Source organism: Streptomyces sp. NPDC001027 (assembly GCF_040299045.1).
Taxonomy (GTDB): domain Bacteria; phylum Actinomycetota; class Actinomycetes; order Streptomycetales; family Streptomycetaceae; genus Streptomyces.
In genome coordinates this window covers 1-1467 of sequence record NZ_JBEPBI010000570.1, presented here as the reverse complement: position 1 = coordinate 1467, position 1467 = coordinate 1, and the positions used below count along the sequence as shown (strand labels likewise).

1 protein-coding gene is annotated in these 1467 nt (G+C 70.6%); it reads right to left on the bottom strand.

Annotated elements, in window-relative coordinates; genetic code table 11:
• Positions 1–23: 23 nt before the first annotated feature.
• A complete protein-coding gene (locus tag ABT300_RS43975; protein ID WP_351688770.1) occupies positions 24–1226 on the bottom strand; it encodes an IS110 family RNA-guided transposase in 1203 nt (400 codons plus the stop codon).
• Between the last annotated feature and the right edge of the window lie 241 nt (positions 1227–1467).

Below are 1467 nucleotides of genomic sequence, written 5' to 3'. Positions count from 1 at the left end.
GGGGGGTGCCTCTATGTCTTTCGTCAAGCGGTGCGGGGGCTTCTCGGCTGGTAGAAGGTTCCGTCGCGGAGCATGGCGAACAGGACGCTGATGCGGTGGCGGGCGAGGCGGAGGAGGGCCTGGGTGTGGGTTTTGCCGCGGGCTCGGCAGCGGTCGTAGTAGGTGCGGGAGGCGGGATCATGGAGTGCTGCGAACGCGGAGAGGAACATCGCCCGTTTCAGCTGCCGGTTGCCGCCTCTGGGGGCGTGTTCGCCGTGGATCGACGTGCCGGACTGCTTCGTGGCCGGGGCGAGGCCGGCGTAGGAGGCCAGATGGGCGGCGCTCGGGAAGCTGCTGCCGTCGCCGACGGTGGTCAGGAGGACTGCGGCGGTCCTGACGCCGATGCCGGGCATCGAGGTCAGGACCTGGGAAAGAGGGTGGGCCTCCAGCAGGGCCTCGATCCGGGCCTCCAGAGCCCGGCGTTGTTCATGGACGGCGGCCAGCGACTTCGCCAGCGACGGGACTATCACGTCGAGGGTGCCGGTGCCGGGGACGGTGACGGTCTGCTCGTCGAGTGCGGTGAAGATGTCGTCGACCAGCCGCTCGGCCATGCGCGGAGCCCTCGGGCGGACGACCTCGACCAGCCTGCGGCGGCCCGCCTTGCGCAGGGCATGCGGGGATCCGTAGCGCTCGAGGAGCCAGGTCACTGCCGGGTGGTCCAGGCGCGGGCCGAGAACGCGCTCCAGGCTGGGGTGGAACTGGGTGAGCAGGCCGCGGATGCGGTTGGAGGTGCGGTTGGCCTCGCCGGCGAGGTCCTGGTCGAAGCCGACCAGCATGGTCAGCTCGGCGGTGACTTCATCGGCGAGGTCGAGGGTGCGCAGGGTGTGGGGCATGGTGCGGGCGGCGTCCGCGATGACCGCGGCGTCCTTCGCGTCGGTCTTGGCCTCGCCGGGGTAGAGGTCGGCGATCCTGCGCATCGCGAGTCCGGGCAGGTAGGCGACCTGGCAGCCGGCGTCCCGGGCGACGGTCAGCGGCAGGGCGCCGATGGAGGCAGGCTGGTCCACGATCACCAGGACCGTGCCGAACTTGACGGTGAGTTTGTCGAAGACGGCCCGCAGCTTCGGCTCGCTGTTCGGCAGCGGCTTGTCGAAGACCGTCTTCCCTGCCGGCGTCAGGCCGTGGCCGTGATGCGCCTGCTTGCCGACGTCCAGGCCCAGAAAGACGCCCACCCCGTCGATGCTAATCACCGTGCCCCCACATGTGTCGATGCGTGCCGGCCTCGGCGGCGGGGACCGTTCGCGCGCATCCACGTTATGCAGACCTGCCACCCTCGAGCTGCCCGGCATTGCGCCGGGCCGGGCGGTGGTCGGACCTCTGATCAGCGTCTCCGACGGCACCCCTCGGACCCGGTGACACCACCCCCCAGGTCATCCGATCGACAGGGGGCAACAGTCATGCCGGGCCCGGAGGCCAGCGGCCCTGTTGCAG